Genomic DNA, 21,471 nt, shown 5'->3' with positions numbered 1-21,471 from the left:
TACCCGCTTAGAGATATGCGTATGGTTTTTATGAAAAACGGCAAGCGTCTTTTTTATAACAGCATCATGCGTGTTCAATGTAAACGTTACCGGTATATTTTTCTGTTTTTCCCTGCAATTGCCTGTTTGTTGGTTTATCTCATACTGCCGGTACACAGACCAACTATTGCCGAAGAACATCTTAAAGCAGGTCTTGCCGGTATAAGCGGGCAAATCGAACACCACAAGGTGCGGGAATGGAAATATATTGTCATTCATCATAGCGCCACAAAGTCAGGAAATGCCGCTGAATTTGATAAATACCACAGAGAAACAAGGCAGTGGAAAAATGGGTTAGGATATCATTTTGTGGTGGGTAATGGAAATGGCTCCGGAAAAGGCGAGATTGAAATTGGGAACAGATGGGTAAAACAAATAAGCGGGGCGCACGTTGGAATAAATAAATATAACCGTTATGGTATAGGGATATGTATGGTCGGAAATTTTAACGAATCATACCCTTCAAGGGCGCAAATGGCGTCACTTGTTGTTTTGGTGCAATATCTGCAAAAGCAATACAATATCCCTGCGGAAAATATTCTTATGCATAAAGACTGTAAAACCACAGAATGTCCCGGAGATAAGTTTCCTTTTTACCATGTATTTGCGCAGACTTTGTGATAACGAAGCAACATGCCCGGTTATTTATAAGTCGGAAAATATTATTAGTTAACTAACATAAGATTGATAAAATGGTAAATATGGCAGAGAATAGTTGTATTAATCTGGAAAATGTATCCATTGGGTATCGCGGGACGCCGATACTGGAAGGCATTAATTTTTCCATAAACAGCGGGGATGCTATTGTTTTATTTGGACAAAATGGTTCCGGCAAGACAACGCTTTTCAAGACCATCCTCCGCATTATTCCTCCGTTACAGGGTAATATTATTTATAATAGTGATCCCCCTCAAAGGTTTGGTTATGTACCGCAAAGCCAGTCCCTGGACGAAATCTATCCGTTTACGGCATTAGATATAGTATTGATGGGTACATTTGGGCAAATAAAACCCTTTTCATTCACTCCCGCAAAAAGTCGTATTCTAGCAAAACAATGTTTAATGGATGTGGGAATGCTGGAATCGAAAAGAAAATTGTTTTCGGAATTGTCCGGCGGTCAAAAACAAAGGGTGCTCATTGCCCGCGCACTGGCAACAAATCCGAATATATTACTACTGGATGAACCTGTCGCAGGAATTGACGTCGATGCGGTGAGAATGATTATGGACCTTATCACAATGTTGCATGAGAAACATCGTCTTACTGTCATGATAATAACGCATGAATCTTTAACGATACCGGCATGGGTAAACAAAAAAATCCACATCAAAAATAATGCGGTGGTGGTAGAAAATGCAAAATGAGAAGAAGGAACATTTTTAAAGAAATTACTTTTTATACACAAAATGTATGGAACACCTTTTTGAAATACTCAACCCTAATTTTCTCCTGAGAAATTCTTTCTATGTAGGACTAGTGATAGGCTTTGTTTGTCCACAGGTAGGGATTTTCTTTGTATTGCGTCGCATGATATTGATGGGCATTGCGCTTCCCCAGGTTTCAAATGCAGGGATTACCTTTGCATTCTTAATGCATACTTTGGGATGGCATTTTTTCCCTCATGTTGAATCTGAAAAGGCTATGGCTCTGACAGGTTCCATTTTTTTTACCCTCTTTGCCATCTTTCTATTAGCCATTTTAGAAAGGAAAGGGAAAGGTTTTACAGAAAATCGCATTGGATTTACGTATGCCATTGCAGGGGCTGTATCTGTTTTATTTGTTTCATGGAATCCACACGGACATTCAGAGTTAATTTCTTTGCTGAAGGGAGAAATTGTTGCAATTCCGGATGCATATCTATGGGCAACGTTTGCAATTTATGGAATTATTTTTATTTTTCTCACCGGATTCCATCGTAATTTTATGTTAATTTCATTTGATAACGATATGGCAGTTGTCATGGGGAAAAAAGTTATTGTATGGGACATTTTACTTTTTTTAATCATCGGTATCGTTATATCTTTTGGTGTTATGGCGGTAGGCCCAATGGTTATTTTTGGGTTTTTGCTATTGCCCTCAATAACCGCAAGGATGATTACCCGCGGGATTTTCCCCTTTTGTATTGTTTCCTCAATCATTGGCGTTTTTGCCGCCTTTACCGGTTTTTATATTTCCTATTGTTTTGATTTGCCCATTGGCCCTATAGATGTAGCATTATTAGGCGCAATATTTTTTATCGCCTATATAATAAAAAAATGTATTCCGGGAAAATAACGTCCGTTTAAATTTCTTAAAAAATTTCCAAATATTTACTTGATTACCACAGTCTATTAGACAGAATACCTGGCCAGTTGCGCTTTTCAATCAATTTCTACATTTGCCAGGCCTGTTAAACTTTCGTAAGTCCGGATTGAAGTATTTCCACGCGATATATTGTATTGAAAAGCATCTGATAATATTTTGTTGAGCAACCTTTGTTTTGCTTAGGCATTATTAATAATAAATATATTTTTAAAGGAGTTTAAAGGCTGTGGCGCTTTCACCCATAACAACCGATTCCGGCAATACTGTCAATTCTTCAGGAACCTTATTCTGAAACAGTGGATGGTGATAAAGAAAACAGCGCCGGTGAGAATGATAAGAAGAACGATAGTGTAACGTTATCAAAAACCGCCGCAAGGTTAAATGATTTGGCAATCCGGTTTGAAAACACAAACAACAAATCGTCTCTGCAGAACAAAGATTGAGCAACAGACGAAGACACTGCCTACCAGGAATTACAAATAACAAAAAACATCATAAAACAACAGTCATCTGCGGCGATTTTTTCCCAAGCCAACTTAAGCCCAGGGAAGGTACTTTCATTTTTCCAGTAAATCCACTATCGTAAAACGCATATAGCTGACAAATGGTGTTTTTTGATAACTTTTCAATAAGTTGAGAAGTTACGCTTTTTGTTCCATTTCCCCATAAATTAGCCAACCCGTTTTTTATTACGTGCATGCAATAGAAGCCATCAAGGCAGCGCCTTTGTAAAGAATATCTTCATCAATCAGAAATTGAGGACTGTGCAACGGCTGGTTTGCTCCCTTTTCCCTGTTCCCCGAACCAAGAAAAACAAAGGCGCCGTTTATTTTTTCCAAATAGTAAGAAAAATCCTCTCCTCCGAGTAGCGGATCCATATTTTTTACCGCATCATCACCAAACAATTCTTTAATTCTTCCGCGCACAAAATCGACCTGTTCCTCATGATTATACAAAACAGGATACCCCCCAAGATATTCAAATTCATAGGAAGCATTATTGTACGAAGTAATACCTTTAATGGTATCTTCTAAAAGTGACGGCAGTGCATTCCTCACGTTATCATCAAGGGTTCTTGCTGTGCCAAGAATTTTTACACGACCCGGAATAACATTAAATGCCGTACCTCCTGAAATCTGACATAAGGAAATCACACACGGGGATAATGGGTTTAATTTTCTTGATACAATGGTCTGTATCGCTAATATTATTTCTGCTGCGATAACAATAGGGTCCACACACAAATGCGGGGTTGCCGAATGTCCTCCTTTACCATGAATCGTTATAATAATACGGTCTGTGGATGCCATTGTAGCGCCTGAACGCAATCCAAAAACTGAAGAGGGGATGGCCGGATCAATATGCAGCCCGTAAATTTCATCCACCCCGTGCAAAGCCCCTTGTTCAATTAAATAAATTGCCCCTCCTGGCGGTTGTTCCTCACCTGGTTGAAAAAGAAACCTTACATGTCGTTTTAATAGGTCTTTCAAAGATACTATAATCCTTGCCGCCCCTAATAGCATTGCCATGTTGGCGTCGTGTCCGCATGCATGAAATATTCCTTCATGCGAAGACTTATAGTCCAGATCATTTTCTTCTTCAATGGGAAGGGCGTCCATATCCGCACGAAAGGCTACTGTTCGTGTGGCGTTATCAACTGGTAAAGAAGCGATAATGCCTGTTTTCCCAATACCTGTTTGTACATTGAACCCCAATTGTCTCAATTCCGCGGCAATGACTTCAGAAGTGCGGATTTCATTAAAACTCAATTCAGGGTACTTGTGAAAATCCCTTCTCATCTTTACGATATAACCCTGCGCATCCCTGGCATGCGAAAGAATGCTCCGGATAATTTCCTTGCTTAGCATAATCAATATCCGTTTATGTAAAAATTATTATAGTCAAACAAATCGCTGATAGCCTTTTAGACCAGACCAAGTTGTTTTTTTATTAATACGCAGAGGCTTTCTTTTATTTCAGAATGACGGGGCACTGGTGATTGTTTCCCATTCTTAGGATTTATATAAATATCATGTTTTCCACCGTGCCGTTTTAGATAACATCCGGCGTCCACCGGTTCACGAACGAAATCACGCCGATTCAAACCTCTACCTCAATTTCTTTTCTGTGAATTCCCGGATAAGGTAAAACCGTGTTGCCTTCTTTCATGAGTTGGTACGCGTCTCTGATATTATCCTCTAGCTCTTGCAGCGTCTCACCCTGACTAAACACACCAGGAACGTCCTTAAGCCTGCCAACATACCAACCCCCATCTTCCCAGTATTCAAGAGTAAAACGTTTTAACATATCTTTCTAATCCCCCCTTCTTATTTTCTGATTTTAAAAAAATAGCCCCATCAAAACAGCGCAAGCTCTGTAATAATAAATATAAGGAACCGGCGCATACCGCTTTGGAAGAACAATCCGTGCCTGCTAACCGTATGCTTCCCTTCCATCATATACCTTCCAGGCAGCTTTAAACTTTGCTCAGCAATTCATAGCCTCTCTTATTTGCAAACCCAAGTTTAAAGAGCCTGTCTGCGAGGGCGTTTTTTGGAAGCTTCTTATTTGCAGTTATATTCATCTTTGCTGATAACTCAATAAGGATGTCCTTTTTATATTTTGTTAGTTCCTCAAGGATTTTCTCCGTGGGGATACCTTCTAAATGCTGTTGTAAAGCGTTAACATCCACGGGACTGCTTTTGGTTTTCCTGGATTTGGCCTTTTTGGGAAAGATCATTTCGGCAAGGAGGGGGTTTTCTTTCAGTGTGTCAAAAAATGATACCAATGAATGGATGGAGTTGGACACATGGAGAGATTCCGATTTATCGGGAAAACGACCAATGCTTTCACGCAATACCTCAAGTTCTTGTATTGTCTCCTGGATGATTTGTAATATTCTTTGCCATTCATCCTTGTCCGGGAGTAAGGACAGACATTCTTTTACCTTTGTTAAAGTATCTGCCAGACCGGTCTTTTTTGTCTTTTTTGCCATGTTAATCGCCGCTCACTTTCTCCAGAAATTCCTTTGTAACCCCTTTATATTGTGACGCCACGCGCCTTGCATTTTCCTCATCCATTAAAAACACAGGAACCGCCAGCGCCGAGGACTCGGTATAGCCGGTACCCCATGAAACATAGTTTTCAAAACACAATGAGCCATAAGCTTCACGCAGTTGGTTTATTTTGTCCTTATGGGTACTTACAATACCCTGGCCGGCGGTACGTACCAGGGTGAATACGATCCCTTTATGCTTTATATCATGTGATTCCGTGTTCGTCAAAAGACATTTGCGGTTCAGTGTAGTATGTAATTCCCCGATTTTCCTGAGGAGCATGTTTATCCCTATGGTTGACATGTGGTCTGGTATTGTTGCAATGATATAGAAATCGCTTGCGGCAAGTGCATTTTGAGTTGCCAGATAGAGGTTTGGGGGGCAATCAATGAGGATATAATCATAGTTGTTTTTTATCCTGTGAAGGGCATTTTCCAGTACATGGCGCTGTTCTATGTAAAAAAGTGCATCTCGTATATCACGTGAGGTATCAATATGAAACAAGTCTTTTAAGCCCTTGATTGTTCGCCTGAAGATTTGAAGTTGTTCCTGATAAAAGCCTGACTCTATCTTCCGCCATGTTTTTGACGCCAATTCAATATCGATTCCCAGTAAATCAATATCAGAGGGAATCAGGTCAAGATTTCTCACCACATCCTTTTCGATTTTGTCTTTTGCAGGTAATTGCACTGGAGATTTCCATATAATGTGTTCAGTTTGGCAGATATCAAAACTATCCTTCAGATATGATTCAAATATCTTTGCGATTGTCCCGTTATTCTTTTTAAATAACTCCCATCTTTCAGGCGCAACACATAAAAAGGTCAGGTTGGTTTGAGGATCTATATCGATAAGCAACACTTTTTTGTTGTGGTACATTGCAAGTGCGCATCCGATATGGTAGGTGGTGGTAGTTTTGCCCACGCCGCCTTTGTAATTAATAAAAGAGATAACTTTTCCCATAATAAACCCTCATTTATGTTGTTAAAATGTATATAGACGTAATAATGGCAATGATGGTGTATTGTCTGTCAATATTTCAACATGTGACATAATAATACCATTTATAGCCGTTGCCAACATTATTTTCCCTCTTTTTGGGGAAGGGTATGGTGCAATAAAATTCAAAGTTGTGTATTATGCAAAAAATGCCACGGTTCCTGCAGTCAGCCCTTTATCTCCCGGTGGGTTCAGGTTTGTAATCTGAACTCGCCGGGAATTTACGATTTTTTTAATCTGTGAAATCTGTGGTTTCTTTATTTACACGTATGCCTGAATAATTACGAATAGTTACTATCTTCGTTTCAAACCAAAAGTTAACCGTAAACAAAGCGAAACTGAATTATCAAAAGAGGCGAAAAAGAGAATCCCTTGAAAAGCCTGAATGCGCTGTTAGAATAAAGATGTTTCTAAAGTATTTAAAAAAATCTTATGACACATTTAAAACCTTGAAAATAAATACGCACTATCTACAAATAATTGCCAAAATCCTTACTGAAAAGCTGAGGCGCTGGAAGAATTATTTACCGGTAATAAACCTCATATTGCTTGTTAGCTTTTTAGGCATGGTTGGCATAAGTGTGCTTTTGGTATATAAACCTCCTGAGGATACGATAAAAAGGAGTGATTTTATTGAAAAGGCTCCCGACAATAAAAAACAACTGACGTTTCTCGACAAGGATAAAAAAACGATTGATCATTATGAAACGCTATTGTCGAATAATCCCTTTTCTCAGGACCGCAGTGATTGGAGGCCCTCAGAAAAGAAAATCAAAACCGCAACTGCAAAGAAAGATCCCTTGCCTAAAAAAGAAGAACCCAAGCCGAAAGTTGAAGAACAAAAACCAAAAGGCCACCCAAAACCGATTAAGCTGTTTGGTATTTTAATACTTGGCGATGTGAAAAAGGCACTGATACTCAATCCTGATCGTGAAAAAAATAAAAGCGCTTATATTTTCATAGAAGAAGGGGAGTCAATTGTTGACTACAAGGTAAAGAATATTGAGAAAGACAGGATTAAGCTCGATTGGTATGGACAGGAACATGTAGTTGTCATGAGGGCAAACATTAGAAAATAAATAGCGATGATTACATTCAGATATAAATTATTAACCAGCTCCAGCAATATAGTAGAAGGCGAAAAAGAGGCTGAAAACAAAACAAGCTTAATAAGCGACCTCCGGAAGTCAGGGCATATTATTTTAAATATACATCAGATAGACAAGGGGAAAAAATTTGAATTATTTTTTAAACGGGTAAGTAAAAAGGCTGTTTTGCCGTTTACGCAGGAATTGGCGACGCTGCTTGAAGGGGGCATCCCAATTGACAAAAGCCTGTCTATTTTGTTGTCGGGACAGGAAAAAAATGCAATGAAGAGTGTTATTGAAGATTTGTTGAATGGGATTAAGTCGGGAAAGTCATTCACAGAGGCGCTTAAAAATCATGAAAAATTATTTTCCAGTATTTACATCAGCATGGTGCGTGCGGGAGAAGAAGGGGGCGTCTTACCGCAGGTTTTAAAGAGATTGGGTGATTTTCAGGAAAAATTGCAGAAAACAAAAGGTGAAATTATCTCGGCAATGATTTACCCTTTGTTGTTAAGCAGTACAGGGCTCTTGTCGATTGGGGCGCTCATTGTTTATGTTATCCCTAAATTTTCTCAAATCTTCGAAGGGATGGGCATTTCTCTGCCATTCTCAACAATGGTGCTTATGGGGATGAGCCAATATGGTATAAAATATGGCTGGATTTTTATTGCGGTGATTATGGCGGTATTTTTCATGTATAAAAGGGCGATGAAGGATAATACTACTGCTGCCAAAATAGATCAGAAAAAATTGAAATTGCCTCTCATGGGAAATCTGTTATGGAAAATGCAGATATCCAGATTCGCGAGAACGATGGGTACATTGTTAGAAAACGGTGTTCCGTTGCTGAAGTCTTTAGATATTGTCAAAGATGTTTTGTCAAATAAGTATCTTTCTGAGATTCTCATCGGTGTTAAGACAAATGTAAAAGAAGGCGCCGGTATTACCGTTTCACTTGCGGAGAGAGGTTTTCTGCCTGAAATTGCAATCCATTTGCTTAAGGTAGGTGAAGAAACAGGGAAATTGGACCGGATGCTTCTTAAGGTCGCGGACAATTTTGATGCGGATGTAGAAAGCCGGATGAAACGTCTCGTGACGATGGTGGAGCCTGTGCTTATATTGCTCATGGGGGCAGTTATTGGTGTTATTGTTATCTCTATGCTTACTGCAATTCTTAGTGTAAATGATATGAAGTTTTAAAGTAACTTCTCAATAAGTTGTGATAAACAACCCCCAGTCCCCAGTCCACAGTCCACAATCTGCAATTTTGCCGACTGCTGACTGCCAACTGCTACGGTATAATAAAAAATTCCAGGTCCCTTAACCCTTTCTGTGAATGGTTATAATGAAAGAATGCTTCCTGTCGATAATAATCCCCGCATATAATGAAGAGGAAAGAATTTTACCTACCCTGGAAAGTGTTTGTGCCTTCCTTTCGAAACAGGAGTATCTTTCTGAAGTTATTGTGGTGGATGATGGTTCTGTGGATAATACCATAAAAAAGATAAACGAATTTTCACATGCAAACAAGAGCGGCATAATCCTGTTGAAAAATAAGAAAAACAAGGGCAAGGGTTATTCCGTGAAAAGGGGTATGCTGGCGGCAAATGGCGAGTATGTTTTTTTTACCGATGCCGATCTCTCTACGCCAATAGAAGAGATTGATAAATGTTTACCCTACCTTAAAACAAAAGGCTATGATGTGATTATCGGGTCGAGAAGCATTTTTGGGGCGGATATAATAATACATCAGCCATGGTACAGGGAAAAGATGGGCAAAATCTTTAATTGCATTATCCGGTGGCTATTAATGGGCGGGGTGATAGATACGCAATGCGGATTTAAGGGATTTAAAAGAGACGCCGTGAGAAAGGTCTTTGAAAAGTGCAGAATAGCGGGGTTTGCATTTGACGTTGAGGCGCTCTATCTTTCCAATAAATTTCATTTTAAGATGAAAGAAATACCGATCAAATGGCGAAATTCCACGCTAAGCAAGGTAAGTCCTGTAAGGCATTCACTGCAAATGCTGAAGGATATTATAATGATAAAAATAAATGATTTGAAAGGCTATTACGGCTAGTCCGTAATACTTTGGATTTTTGAAAAATTCCAATAATTGCAATGTAGGGGCGAAGCATTTGTTGTATATTGTCATAAATGCGTTCACGCCCAAACGGGCAAATGCTTCGCCCCTGCTAATCCGGTTTTTTGTGAAAAAATATATCGCCGGGAATCAACGTTTCTTGCCCGCCAGGCGGTTTCCATAATAACGCCATAATGGCCCCGCCTCCAATATCAAAATATTGAATCCGTATAGCATGATACCCTTCTTCGAGGAACATCGTTCCCGAAATATACCGCACGGCATGCGGCTCTCCATTATCTACCACAAGGTTTTCATCAAGGTAGACAAAAGACCCGTCGTCTGACCTTGTGGCAAATTGATAAACCCCGCTTTTTTGAATATGCAGATAGCCTTCCCATGCTATTCCAAAAGGAGACCGGTAAGGTTTTTTGGTCTCATCATTATACGTGAAAGAAATAGAGCCTTTTTCAATGGACGAGGAAAAAGGTTTTCCAATGCATTCAATGTTATAGTAGTACTGAGCCTTTAATCCCGGATCAAGCTCCTCTGCGGAGACATTCAAAGGCAATCGCGTAAACGTTTCTCTCCCGGTTTCATGAGCAAAGGCACTATCATATAATCCTTGTTGTATATATGCGGTGATCCATACGCCCGGACGCAAAACAAACCGTTCGTTTTTGTAATTTCCCTTTAGTTTTCCCTTTAAATCATTATCTCCCTTTTTATCCGCTAAAATAACGGGTGCATTGGGATTATCTATCACTTTCCCCCAGAAATTTGCGTGTTTGTACTCCCGGAGATACCAGGGTAGCGGCCAGTAATCCTTTGAAACGATGTTTATCACCATGTCCTTCCCGCATATGCCTGAAAGCGTTTCTAACCGGTCTATTAAATTATAAACATCTCTTTTTGTCTGAACATACACAAGCTCATATCGCTCATCATCATAATTTACAAAGTTTAACATGATAGATTGATAGCAGAAGAAGCAAAAAACACCGGTGTATATTGCAAAGAAAATTGCGTAATGCCATTTGCGTGTGATAATTTTAAATAATCCGTTTATAAAAATGCCGGCTAAGATTGCAATCGGAAGGGTAAGATTTATGATCAACCAGGGAGTTTTGTATGGTATGCATGAGTAAATGACATAGATAAATACCGCCCATACGGAGGTAAAAATGGCGAATCTGTTTCTGTACCTGAATGAATAGTACACCCCGGCAATTCCCATAACCAGCATGGGAAGCTCAAATTTATAGAGTAATTTAAAATAATAAAAGAAGGGTTTTGCGTGGCCTCCTGCCGAATGAGTGCCGGTTTTTGTCCATATCTTTAACGTAGTTAAAATGCCTTTTACGCCGTCATAGTAAGTGAAAAACGATGAATAAAATAAAAAATTAATGAGCAGAAACAGGCCGATGCTGATGCTGATTACGTGCCATTTTTGCCTGCAGGTATTCCCAAAAACGCTAAAAATTTGTTTTATACACTTGATTCCCTTACGGGGGGGAAAAAGTAATGCTTCACAACCATATGCACAGATTAATGATATGATAAATACGGTAAATGTTATTATGTAGGTTTCTTTTATTGTAACGATAAAAGCGATGCATGATGCGGCGAAATAGATATATCTGGATTTTCCTGTTTCCGAATAGAGAAAAAAAGAGACAACAGTTGTCAGCGTAAAAAATATAAAATACGTTTCGTGGATAGTATCTCTCGAGAAAAAAGAATTAGAGGGAGAGATGGCAATGAGTAACCCGGCAGTGAGCAGGCCAATGTTCCCCATTCTTTTTCGTAAAGGATAAAGTGAGGCCACAACCATAATCCCAAATAAAACCGGCATAAGCCGGAACGAGAAATCTGTTTGGCCTAATACATAAAAAGGGATCAGCCCAATATAGTAGAGGAAAGGGCCATGATAGTTTGCGGGGTCGTAACGATATTGATTCCTCTCAAACAGATTCCGCAGGAAAAAACTATTCACTCCTTCGTCGGAATGTAGCGGACGAATATCCAAATCCCAAAAACGAAAGAGTGATGCGATAAAGACAGGCACAAAAAAAGCAATGATTAATGGTATAGTTTGTTTTTTCATGGATGTTTTATAGTAATTTAAAGAAACGATCTCCTAAATCCCAGGGAGCTTAAGGGAACCACAGATTTCACAGATTTAAAACGATAGCTGATAGCTGATTGTCATGAGCCATCAGCTAATTCATAAAAAACCGCTACATTTCGTTCGCTTCGGATGATTCATTTTCATGAACTGAAAATCTTTCAACAGGTATTTTTACCACACTGCCGTCAGAATTCTTCCACAATAATCTGAACACCGCTCCGCCTTTTTCATCGAAATACTTAATCTTAATTTTGTGTTTGCCTTTTTCGAGAAAAACAGCACCGGATTTTTCCTTTACCATATGGGAACCGCCGTTGTCAATTATCAATGCATCGTTAATGTAAAGCCATGAGCCGTCATCTGATGATAATACAAATGTATAAGTATCAGCAGTATCGATATTGATAAACCCTTCCCAGATAATACTAAAGGGACTGTTAAAAAACTTTGTATTATTACTTGTCCAATCAAATTCAATTTCAGCGTCAATGTCTTCGTAAATGGGTTCGTCTAGCCACTCTATAGTGTCATAGTATTTAACAGACAGCCCATTTTGCCGGTTTTTTAGGGTGTTCAACGGCTTTTTGGGAAGCAAAGCCCGTGCAGGAATAACTGATTCCCTCCCCCTGGAGAGAGGTTTCCATGTAAGTTTTAAAACCGCCCCGCCTCCTTTATCAAAGTATTTTATGACCATTTTGTGGGCGCCTTTTTTCAGTGTAATAGTTTCGGATTTTGACTGTACCCTATGGGCTCCGCCATTGTCAATAAGGAGATCTTCGTTTATATAAAGCCATGAACCGTCGTCCGATGCCAATGTAAAGGTATATTGGCCGGTATTCTTAATGATAATGTATCCCTCATATACAATGCTGAATGGACTTGGCACAAATTTATCATCATCATTTGCCCAGTTGAAATTGATATCGGCAGTAATTTCTTCAAAAACAGGGGCGCCTCTCCAATCTTCGTTGTCATAATATCGCACCGACAAACCGTTTTTTTTGGCTGCTATATCAGAAGTAAGATCCGGGGTGATTTTCTTGTTAAGATCAAATACCTGATAGCTTCGTGTACTGATAATACAGGTATAATTCTTTTTGAAAAAATCCCTGTTTGCATATTTTCTTTTTTCATGGGGACCAATAATCGCGTAATCGGTTTTGTATTTGTTAATAAGTGAAATGGCATTGGGCTTTCCCCTCAACATTGCATTAATATCGACTTCCCGTTCCCTGCCACCGCTGTGTCCATGACTCCAAACATGGCCCGGAAACCCCATAAGGGCCTTTCGTCCTGTTAAAAATACCGGGTGGTTATGCACCGTTGCGTTGAGAAAAATTGCGTCGGCAGGAGTTTCATTGACAATCTGTTTGGCAAGTTCTATTTCTTCCGTGCTGAATTCCTTCCAGCCATTTATAGGGACTATGGCAAATTTAAAAACATCGATGAAACCGGCGGCGATGAGGGAAAACACCGAAAGGAAAAAAATGGTTTTTGAAAGGATCTTCAAACGTTTGTTTTCATAGAGATACGTCAATGCGAGCGCCGCCAACGGGGTAACGCCAAGGTGCCAGTAAATAAGTATTTTTATATTGTCCCATGCCCACGGGGCAAAGAGGAGGATGTTTGGTATTAAAAAAAGTATCAGAAATGTGAGCGGAAAATATTTTAAACGGCTTAATGCAGTAGTGTTTTGTTTTAAAAAGAAGAGGATGCCCCCGCCGATTACAAAAAACCAGAACAGGCTCGTGTTTTTGATCCAGAACCATAATAAATTTTCATCCCCTGCCATCCATCCGAATTGAAATTTAAAGAAACGTTCACTGTCGACATGACTGGAAAAATACCATACCTGCGGTAGTGAGAGTATAAAGGCCGGAAAAAAGAATAAAAACCATTTTCGCCAGTCCCAGTAAATTATTCCTAATGGTATCGTTACCATCAACATTGCCAGAAAACTATGGGTATGGAAAAAGGGCAATGCCCCGGCAACGACGCCTGCAAATAAGAACTCTTTCCAGTGCTTCTTTTGTATGCCGGTGTAGAGGAATAAAAAAATGAGCATAGTAAATGGAAATCCGAAAAGGAAAGACCGCTGCGGCACATTGAGACAGGTTAACGGGGTAATCCAGTGATAATTTAATGGGGGGATTTTTGTGTAATTTTGTGGTAAATCGGCAAGAAATTTCCAGAGACTACCGGACGTGTTCGCAATGTCCTGAAAGAAATAGTAGAAACCAAATCCTCCGGATAAAAAGAAAATAAAGGCGGAAAGGGTTGCGGCAAGCCTTTTTTTCGTTATGCGATAGGTAAAATAGTAAAGAATGCCGTAAAAGGAAACGGTTAATAGAAAACCGGGTATAAACAATATATCTCTGAAATTTAAGCCCGATTTAAGGAAAATAGCCGATAAGAAATCGGACAAAATGGGATAGGTTAGTTTTTTGCCTGCAAAAGCGGGGTCGAGAGGCGGAACGTTCTCTCCCCACGCAAAGGAGGTAATGTACGCAAGGTGTAAAGGCAGGTCGCCGTAATTGTTAGATAAACCTACATATATGCCGGTTTCTTTCCATATAATGGTGCGATAAAACAGACGGCAGAAGATCACGGCAAAAAAGGCAAAAACGGCAATATGTGCAAAATATGACGTTTTATTCAGCAGAAAATCTTTTTTAATGTCCGTTGCTTCATAGAGTATTTTTCGTTTTATATCGCTACGGTTTATTATGAAAAATAAGATGCAAAATAACAATGATAGTGCTATGGAAAAATAGATACATATAAATTGCAGCTTCCAGATTAAAGAGAATAGATAGACGAGCCATGTTTGCAAACCTAACCCTATGGCAATTCCATAGGCGCCCCTTTCAAAAAGGGAATATTTTGCTGCCAGAAAGTAGGTAACCAGAAAACCCGTTATGACGGAGACAATTATAAAGGTAATGGCAAGTATCATAAGGTCGTGTAGTGAAGAATGATAATTACTTAATTTACTATTCAATCAAAAGTAGAAACAAATTAACATACAATAGAAATTCAGATTAAGCAATAAATTTTTAAAGGGGAGAACTACGGTGTTTTCCGGAAAAGAGGCATTGACGCAAAGATGCTAACAAGTTAAGCATAAGCTGGCATAGCCGGAACCAAACAAGCAGGAAATAAGAAATTCGAAGTACGAAACACGAAACAAATTCGAATAACAAAGCATAAAATTACAAAACAAATCCAAAACATCCCTCTGCGTGTGGTCACGCACAGGCAGGCAACAATATGAAACATGAAACGCGAGATACGAAAGATGCACTTGTTTAGAATTTCAAATCATTTTGTAAGTAGAATTTGTTTCTGATTTCGTGCTTCAGATTTTACCATTAATTATTTTGCCACAAAATGCAAAAAAATTACTGATAATGTACTATTGAGCCAATCGATTATGCAGCAGGAGTTCAATCCGCATTTCCCGCCACATTTACTGACTTAAAATAAAATGGCGGTACTTTTGTAGACCCATGCCATTCCGCCCTATCGCCAATCGCAACGATATTGTTAAATAAATCAAAAACGTTCCCTGCAATCATGCAATCCTTTACCCTGCCAATAATTTCTCCGTTTTCGATAAGGTATCCGAGATCTATGTTTACGGAAAATTCACCTGCCAGCACATTGCTTTGTCCTCCGCCAAGCACCTGGTCAACCAGAATGCCGCATTTAATATCTTTCACCATTGAGTCAAACGGCATATCACCCGTTTCAACGAGGATGTTGGAGTATCCGGGAGACGGTTGGGAAGAAAACCCGCGGTTGCCATTTCCGGTTGATTGCGTTTTCATAATGCCTGCGGTCTGTAGATCGAAAATATAGTTTTTCAACACGCCCTTTTCAAATAATGGTGTGCGACGTGCAGGCACCCCTTCGGAGTCCACAGGATAGCTCATATCAGCAAGATCGATAGTTGCGTCATCATAAATACTTACTCTCGCGTCTATTATCTTCTCTCCCAGCCTGTTGGTGAGGGGTGAAGCGCCTTTTTGCAATAATTTCCCATTACATCCTGCTTCAAATGTGGAAAGAAAGACGTCCATGGCTTTTGCCGTAACAACAACAGGATAGTCGCCCGTTTTTAATTTTACTTCCTTCTTTGCTAGTTTTAAATCGTTGAGCGCTTTATCAACGTGTTTATTGAGATCTGTTGCAAGTCTCTTTGAACTCTCTCCCTCGCCGATTGAAAGCAGGCTTTGTCCTTTAATATGTAAGATTTCTATGCCAATGCCCACCGAGGTGGATTCAATGGTAATGTCTAAGCCTTTTGAATTGAGAAGGCGCTGTTTTCCGTGGCCTTTCCCTATTCCCGCACTGCATTCGTAGCCGGAATCTACCGCCAAAGCCCTTTCAATAGCCTCTTTTCCGATACTTACACATTTTTCAATGGGAAAGTCAATAACGTCCCTGTCAAAAACGGTTACGTGCGGATAATTATTTTGCGGGGGAAAATCAAACGCGGCAATTTGTCCAAATTCTGCGCTCTCCAACGCATTTGCCACAAGTTTTTCCGGCTTTCTGAAATCGGTGGTGCAGGAAAACCCTATCCTTCCATCCTTTATTACCCGGAGGCCGACCCCCCGAACGGATTTAGTATTAATGTATTTTAGTTTATTATTTTCGAAGCTTACCGAACGTGTTTCCCCTTCTTCATAAATAACTTCAACGTGTGCAGTATGCTTTAGCGCCTGTTCCAGAATCTTCTCTTCAATTTTGTCCATTTGAATAAAACCCCCCCGTTATTTTGAATTAATTGTATGTGCATTTTACCGTATTGCATGCAAATTTTTACCTGAAAATGAAAGAAGCAACCCTGACAGGGTTCCGAACCCCGTCAGGGTTAATATACTCAGTTTACAAAGACTATGTTGTTTCATCTGAAAATACTTTGTTTGCATACTACATAATTAAGGTCAGTTCCGTCAAGTGCATAGGTAATTAAAATTATTCAAATGAGCAATAATTTGAGAATTGAATATTGAACATTTGACCCTGTCTGCGGAACTTGGGAAAAAAGCATTCTACTTTTTCAAAAAACTAAAATGTTTCAAAAAATCATCTTGTTATTTTGTTTCGGATTTCACCATTAAATACTTTATTAAAAAATAAAAAAACTACTGATTTAGAAAATGCTATGTCCTCGTTCTCAGGCTTGATACAGGCAACCGGCAATGTGAGATACCTCGAAAGGGTTGTTTTAACAGCATTTTTTATGGTTGACAAAAATTTACATGCTGGTTAGCATAAAAATACCGATCGGCAAAACGTACATATTTATCTTTTATCGTATGAAAAATCTTCAGAGGAGGGATATCTGCAAATTATGGATACGAATACAAAAAAGAACCAGCAGGATTTCGGCAAAAATCCTCAATCTATCCGGCGAACCGATCATTACAAGGCTGAATATGTTCACAGTTTTGTGGAGAAATGGGACGAGTTGATCGACTGGGATGCTCGTGCGTCCAGTGAAGGAGAATTTTTTATTGAAGAACTCCGTCGCCGCGGCGCCCGTAAAATCCTCGACGTTGCGACCGGTACCGGCTTTCATTCTATCCGGCTCCTCAAAGCCGGTTTTGAAGTGGTAAGTGCTGACGGAAGCCCTGAAATGCTTGCCAAAGCCTTTGCTACCGGGCGTGAACACGGCTTTATTCTCCGCACGGTGCAAGCGGACTGGCGCTGGCTTAATCGGGATGTTCACGGCAAATTTGACGCCGTGATTTGCCTGGGAAATTCCTTTACCCATCTCTTCAATGAGCATGACCGGCGCAAAGCCCTCGCAGAATTTTACGCCGTCCTTCGACATGACGGCATTCTTGTTCTCGATCAGCGGAATTATGACGCTATTCTTGACGAAGGCTTTAAATCCAAACATACATACTATTACTGCGGCGAAAACGTCAGAGCTGAACCCGAATATGTTGATGAAGGCCTGGCACGGTTTCGCTATGAATTCAACGACGGTTCCAATTTTCACCTGAATATGTTTCCCCTCCGAAAAGATTACACACGCAGACTCATGTTCGAAGTCGGTTTCCAGACAATTCGCACCATCGGTGATTTCGAAGAAACTTACCATCAGGCAGATCCCGATTTCTTTATTCATCTCGCTGAGAAACGCTACGGAAACGAACCAGAGAAAATTGCCCGATGACGTATTCCCAGCTCGAAACAACCACCAGGGATTATTATAACGACCAAAGCGCAGACCATTTTTATTATTCCGTATGGGGTGGTGAAGATATCCATATAGGGATCTATCGGTATCCTTCTGAGCCTATATTCACGGCCAGCAGGCGTACAGTCGAAACCATGTGCGCGTTCCTTCCGCGGCTGAACGCATCTACCCGGGTACTCGACATCGGTGCAGGTTACGGCGGCTCCGCGCGGTACCTGGCCAGGCAGTTTCAATGCCCGGTTACTTGCCTCAACCTCAGCGGCGTCCAGAATCAAAAAAACCGCCAACAAACCGAAGAAGCCGGATTGGATTCACTCATCGAAGTAGTTGAGGGCAGTTTTGAAAGCATCCCGCTTCCCCCGAATAGCTTTGAGGTTGTCTGGTCACAGGATGCCATCCTTCACAGCGGCGACCGCAAAAAGGTGCTGGAGGAAGTTCATCGTGTCCTCAAGCCAGGAGGGGTCTTCATCTTCACAGACCCCATGCAAAGTGACGAATGCCCTAAGGATGCCCTTGCCCCTGTGCTGGCGCGAATCCACCTCGAATCGCTTGGCTCGCCCGGTTTTTATCGCCAAATAGCCACTCAACTTGGTTGGATAGAGCTAAAATTCGAAGATTTGTCTTCCCACCTCCCCATTCATTATGGACGTGTTCTTGAGGAAATTACCGGACGGGAAAAAGAAATCGTCCGGCAGTGCACACCGGAATACATTGAGAGAATGAAAACAGGATTGGGTCACTGGATCAGGAACGGTGAGAAAGGATATCTCAAATGGGGCATCTTCCTTTTCCAAAAACCGGATGTTTCCCATGATAGTTTTGTAAGCTCCAGACCGGTTCAATGATAGGGGGGGCGCATTTTCGCCATCTCATGAAGCATCATACGCCGGTTTTTTATGTTTCTGTCGTTCTAACTGCATTGCTGGTATTCTGGGGTTATTTTGCCCATGAGCACCTGGCGGATACTGCCCAAAGTGCCCTCACCTTTACCATCAACAATTTCGGTTGGTTTTATCTCTTGTCCACCGCGGGGTTTGTCGGCTTTTGCCTCTATCTCATCTTCAGCCCTTACTCCAGCATTAAACTCGGCAAACAGGATGATCCGCCCGAATATTCTTTTTTGTCCTGGCTTGCGATGCTCTTCTCCGCCGGGATGGGCATCGGCCTCGTTTTCTTCGGCGTGGCTGAACCGATGACTCATTTCGCACATCCGCCCCACGGTCTGGCGGAACCACATTCGCCTGAAGCTGCCCGTATGGCGCTGCGGTATTCCTTCTTTCATTGGTGTCTTCATCCCTGGGCCATTTATGCGGTCATTGCCCTCTCCATGGCTTACGCCCAATTCCGGAGAGGAGAATCCGGATTGATCAGTACAGTCTTTCGCCCTCTTATCGGACGGAAAGTGGACGGTCCCATCGGCCAACTTATTGATATACTTGCCGTCCTTGCTACTGTATGTGGAGTAGCTACCTCTCTTGGTTTAGGTACCTTACAAATAAACGGTGGATTACATCATATTTTTGGTGTTCCCAACACGGCTACTATCCAAATGCTAATCATAGTTATTGTTACGGTTTTGTATCTTATCTCGGCCAGCACCGGACTCAACAAAGGCATTCTCTATCTTAGCAACCTTAATCTGCTTATCGCCGGACTCCTCCTTGCCTTCGTCCTGGTTTGCGGTCCCACCGTTTTCATCCTGGATTCTTTTACCACCATTCTCGGCAGCTATTTACACGAGTTTGTGAAGATGTCGTTCCGTCTCACTCCCTTTAGGCATGGTGATGAATGGGTTGGGTCATGGACACTATTCTACTGGTCATGGTGGATTGCCTGGGCGCCCTTCGTCGGTACCTTTATTGCCCGCATCTCCAAAGGTCGGACTGTTCGCGAATTTGTAATTGGCGTCCTCTTCGTTCCGTCCGTTATAGGCGCCCTCTGGTTTGCCGCATTTGGCGGAGCAGCCCTCTATTTTGATCTTTTTCAGGATGGCGGCATTGCCGATGCCGTACAATCCGACATGACCTCTGCACTTTTTATTACCCTGGAGCAATTCCCCCTGGGCATCGTACTTGGCGCCCTTGCGGCCCTACTTATCGTTACCTTCTTTGTTACTTCCGCCGACTCTGCTACATTCGTACTGGGCATGCTTACTACCAACGGCAGTGCAAACCCTCCCACTTCGACCAAAGTGATTTGGGGCATTCTACTGTCTTCCATCGCGGCGGTACTGCTTTTCAGCGGCGGCCTGGCCGGATTACAAACAGCCTCCATCGTCACTGCCCTGCCCTTCGCAGTTATTATGGTTTTCATGTGCCTTGCCTTGTTTACCGCTCTTAGGAAGGACTACCAACTCACTCGTCCGCGTACCCCTGAGCCTGAACCAAAAAACATTCTATGTCCGGTAGATTACTCCATATATTCAGAAAAGGCATTAAATTATGCAATAGAGATTGCCGGCAAATATGGATCAAAACTCTATTTGATACACGTACTTGATGCGCGTATCCATGGTGTGAATGAGTCGGTGCTTTACCGTTTCAATATCGGAGATGAAAGCACTATCAAAGAATTGAATGATAGATTGCTCAGATGCGTAAAAGAAGATGTCCGGAGCAAGATGCCCGTTGAGAGTATCGTCGTACAGGGGGTTCCATTTGTTGAAATCGTTAAGGCGGCAAGGGAGTATGCTATCGACCTGATTGTAATGGGCACGCACGGCAGAACGGGTATATCCCATGCAATTATGGGCAGTGTTGCAGAGACTGTTGTACGCAAGGCGCATTGTCCGGTATTTACCGTTAGACATGCGGAATATGATCCCGGTTAAATAAATCCGGATACTGGTCAATCGGTAATCGGCAGTCGGTATATTGCAGATTGTAGATTGCCGACTGTAGACTGTAGAGACTGTGGAAGGTAGAAATTATTATAAAACCTAAACTTTTTGAGAAGTTACGAAGGAGGGTGAAAATGCTGAAGGATATGATTATAAAAAACAGAAGTTACCGGAGATTTTATCAGGAATTTTTGATAGAGATGGAAGTATTGGAAACCCTTGTAGATTACGCACGACTTTCTGCATCTGCCGGCAACATGCAGCCGTTGAAATATATGCTTTCTTATGATGCACAAAAGAATGCCTTAATATTCCCGCATCTTGCCTGGGCGGGTTATCTGCAGGACTGGCCTGGGCCTGTCGAAGGGGAGAGGCCTTCTGCATATATAGTAATGCTTGGGGATACCACTATCAGCAAAAACTTTTGGTGCGACCATGGCATTGCGGCGCAGAGTATTCTCCTTGGGGCAACGGAAAAGGGGCTTGGTGGATGTATTATTGGATCAATACAGAAGGAAGGATTGCGAAACGTATTGAACATACCCGGTGAGTATGAAATCCTTCTTGTATTAGCGCTGGGAAAACCGAAGGAGAAGGTGCTTATTGAGCCGGTGGGCAGCGACGGGGACATAAAATACTGGAGGGACAAGGAAATGATACACCATGTACCGAAGCGGGCGTTAGAGGAAATCATTATTCCTTAGACCGGGCCTGT

The 21,471-nt window shown here is 41.3% G+C and carries 20 protein-coding genes; 11 read left to right on the top strand and 9 right to left on the bottom strand.

Annotation, left to right across the window (positions count from 1 at the left end; all coding sequences use genetic code 11):
• The first annotated feature begins 21 nt into the window (after positions 1–21).
• The 4 genes from ABJL82_RS08150 to ABJL82_RS08135 all read left to right on the top strand — a co-directional run bounded on the left by ABJL82_RS08150 (position 22) and on the right by ABJL82_RS08135 (position 2,786).
• Entirely contained in the window at positions 22–660 is a 639-nt protein-coding gene (locus ABJL82_RS08150) for a peptidoglycan recognition family protein (protein WP_347274236.1), read from the top strand.
• 71 nt (positions 661–731) lie between these two features.
• Complete coding sequence (locus tag ABJL82_RS08145; RefSeq protein WP_347274235.1) at positions 732–1,403, top strand: metal ABC transporter ATP-binding protein; 672 nt, start codon at positions 732–734, stop codon at positions 1,401–1,403.
• A gap of 46 nt (positions 1,404–1,449) precedes the next feature.
• A complete protein-coding gene (locus tag ABJL82_RS08140; protein WP_347274234.1) occupies positions 1,450–2,313 on the top strand; it encodes a metal ABC transporter permease in 864 nt (287 codons plus the stop codon).
• Positions 2,314–2,639: 326 nt separating this feature from the next.
• A complete protein-coding gene (locus ABJL82_RS08135; protein ID WP_347274233.1) occupies positions 2,640–2,786 on the top strand; it encodes a hypothetical protein in 147 nt (48 codons plus the stop codon).
• Between the two features lie 49 nt (positions 2,787–2,835).
• On the opposite strand, the gene ABJL82_RS08130 is transcribed toward ABJL82_RS08135, so the two are convergent.
• From ABJL82_RS08130 to ABJL82_RS08105, 6 genes are all read right to left on the bottom strand, one after another.
• Positions 2,836–3,042, bottom strand: a complete 207-nt coding sequence (locus tag ABJL82_RS08130; RefSeq protein ID WP_347274232.1) for a hypothetical protein — start codon at positions 3,040–3,042, stop codon at positions 2,836–2,838.
• A complete protein-coding gene (locus ABJL82_RS08125; RefSeq protein WP_347274231.1) occupies positions 3,033–4,211 on the bottom strand; it encodes a M20 family metallopeptidase in 1,179 nt (392 codons plus the stop codon). The genes ABJL82_RS08130 and ABJL82_RS08125 overlap by 10 nt, the downstream gene beginning before the upstream one ends.
• A gap of 56 nt (positions 4,212–4,267) precedes the next feature.
• Entirely contained in the window at positions 4,268–4,447 is a 180-nt protein-coding gene (locus ABJL82_RS08120; RefSeq protein ID WP_347274230.1) for a type II toxin-antitoxin system HicA family toxin, read from the bottom strand.
• Positions 4,444–4,650 (bottom strand): type II toxin-antitoxin system HicB family antitoxin, encoded by a 207-nt coding sequence (locus ABJL82_RS08115; RefSeq protein ID WP_347274229.1) that lies wholly within the window; start codon positions 4,648–4,650, stop codon positions 4,444–4,446. Before ABJL82_RS08115 ends, ABJL82_RS08120 begins: the two co-directional genes overlap by 4 nt.
• A gap of 169 nt (positions 4,651–4,819) precedes the next feature.
• A complete protein-coding gene (locus ABJL82_RS08110) occupies positions 4,820–5,338 on the bottom strand; it encodes a hypothetical protein (protein ID WP_347274228.1) in 519 nt (172 codons plus the stop codon).
• 1 nt (position 5,339) lies between these two features.
• Entirely contained in the window at positions 5,340–6,362 is a 1,023-nt protein-coding gene (locus ABJL82_RS08105) for an AAA family ATPase (protein WP_347274227.1), read from the bottom strand.
• A gap of 485 nt (positions 6,363–6,847) precedes the next feature.
• Here ABJL82_RS08105 and ABJL82_RS08100 point away from each other — a divergent pair, with 485 nt between their 5' ends.
• From ABJL82_RS08100 to ABJL82_RS08090, 3 genes are all read left to right on the top strand, one after another.
• Complete coding sequence (locus ABJL82_RS08100) at positions 6,848–7,477, top strand: hypothetical protein (RefSeq protein ID WP_347274226.1); 630 nt, start codon at positions 6,848–6,850, stop codon at positions 7,475–7,477.
• 6 nt (positions 7,478–7,483) lie between these two features.
• A complete protein-coding gene (locus ABJL82_RS08095; RefSeq protein WP_347274225.1) occupies positions 7,484–8,686 on the top strand; it encodes a type II secretion system F family protein in 1,203 nt (400 codons plus the stop codon).
• A 145-nt stretch (positions 8,687–8,831) separates the two neighbouring features.
• A complete protein-coding gene (locus ABJL82_RS08090; protein WP_347274224.1) occupies positions 8,832–9,566 on the top strand; it encodes a dolichyl-phosphate beta-glucosyltransferase in 735 nt (244 codons plus the stop codon).
• A 115-nt stretch (positions 9,567–9,681) separates the two neighbouring features.
• On the opposite strand, the gene ABJL82_RS08085 is transcribed toward ABJL82_RS08090, so the two are convergent.
• The 3 genes from ABJL82_RS08085 to ABJL82_RS08075 all read right to left on the bottom strand — a co-directional run bounded on the left by ABJL82_RS08085 (position 9,682) and on the right by ABJL82_RS08075 (position 16,460).
• Positions 9,682–11,676 (bottom strand): flippase activity-associated protein Agl23, encoded by a 1,995-nt coding sequence (locus ABJL82_RS08085; protein WP_347274223.1) that lies wholly within the window; start codon positions 11,674–11,676, stop codon positions 9,682–9,684.
• A 133-nt stretch (positions 11,677–11,809) separates the two neighbouring features.
• Positions 11,810–14,656 (bottom strand): PA14 domain-containing protein, encoded by a 2,847-nt coding sequence (locus ABJL82_RS08080; protein ID WP_347274222.1) that lies wholly within the window; start codon positions 14,654–14,656, stop codon positions 11,810–11,812.
• Between the two features lie 490 nt (positions 14,657–15,146).
• Entirely contained in the window at positions 15,147–16,460 is a 1,314-nt protein-coding gene (locus ABJL82_RS08075) for a TldD/PmbA family protein (protein WP_347274221.1), read from the bottom strand.
• 602 nt (positions 16,461–17,062) lie between these two features.
• On the opposite strand from ABJL82_RS08075, the gene ABJL82_RS08070 reads away from it, so the two are divergent.
• From ABJL82_RS08070 to ABJL82_RS08055, 4 genes are all read left to right on the top strand, one after another.
• A complete protein-coding gene (locus tag ABJL82_RS08070) occupies positions 17,063–17,893 on the top strand; it encodes a class I SAM-dependent methyltransferase (protein WP_347274220.1) in 831 nt (276 codons plus the stop codon).
• On the top strand, positions 17,890–18,762 hold the full coding sequence (locus tag ABJL82_RS08065; RefSeq protein WP_347274219.1) for a methyltransferase domain-containing protein: 873 nt from the start codon (positions 17,890–17,892) through the stop codon (positions 18,760–18,762). Before ABJL82_RS08070 ends, ABJL82_RS08065 begins: the two co-directional genes overlap by 4 nt.
• Before the next feature lie 26 nt (positions 18,763–18,788).
• Positions 18,789–20,747, top strand: a complete 1,959-nt coding sequence (locus tag ABJL82_RS08060; RefSeq protein ID WP_347274218.1) for a BCCT family transporter — start codon at positions 18,789–18,791, stop codon at positions 20,745–20,747.
• Between the two features lie 143 nt (positions 20,748–20,890).
• Positions 20,891–21,460, top strand: coding sequence for a nitroreductase family protein (locus ABJL82_RS08055; protein ID WP_347274217.1), 570 nt, complete (start codon positions 20,891–20,893; stop codon positions 21,458–21,460).
• The last annotated feature ends 11 nt before the right edge of the window (positions 21,461–21,471 follow it).

It is taken from the genome of Candidatus Kuenenia sp. (genome assembly GCF_039794105.1).
In the GTDB taxonomy this organism is placed as follows: Bacteria; Planctomycetota; Brocadiia; order Brocadiales; family Brocadiaceae; genus Kuenenia.
Note: the sequence above shows the minus strand (reverse complement) of the source record. Positions and strands in the feature narration are given on the sequence as shown.